Source organism: Erwinia sp. MYb416, assembly GCF_037479575.1.
Taxonomy (GTDB): domain Bacteria; phylum Pseudomonadota; class Gammaproteobacteria; order Enterobacterales; family Enterobacteriaceae; genus Erwinia; species Erwinia rhapontici.
Window position 1 is genome coordinate 1 of record NZ_JBBGYT010000131.1, and the last position, 537, is coordinate 537.

Sequence of the window (537 nt, forward strand, 5' to 3'; positions counted from 1 at the left end):
GGTAATAGGGCTGGAACGCGGCCAGAATCTCTTCCGGGTCATTATAGAAATCCAGCACGAAGGTGCCGGACTCGGCTTTACCCGGATAGGTGCGGTTAAGACGGGACAGCGTCTGCACGCACTCCACGCCACCCAGCGGTTTATCAACGTACATGGCGCACAGCTTAGGCTGGTCAAAACCAGTCTGGAACTTGTTAGCCACCAGCATCACCTGATAATCATCGCTATCAAAGGCTTTGCGCATATCACGGCCTTTCAGGCCCGGATTCATATTGGCTTCGGTGAACTTTTTGTTTAACAGCGCCAGACTGTTATGGTCGCCTTCATTAAATTCGACCTCGCCGGAGAATGCCACCATTGCACTGATTTTCTGGTAGTTATTCTCGGCAATATACTTATCAAACGCCAGCTTATAGCGCACCGCCGCCTTGCGCGAACTGGTGACGACCATGGCCTTTGCCTGCCCGCCCAGCAAGTGCATCACGTTTTTACGGTAATGCTCCACGATCACTTTCACCTTCTGCGAAACGTTATGAT

General features: G+C 51.8%; 1 protein-coding gene. It reads right to left on the reverse strand.

Annotation, left to right across the window (positions count from 1 at the left end):
* Positions 1 to 537: type I restriction enzyme subunit R domain-containing protein (locus tag WH277_RS01245; RefSeq protein ID WP_445235296.1), on the reverse strand; the 537-nt coding region annotated here is incomplete at both ends.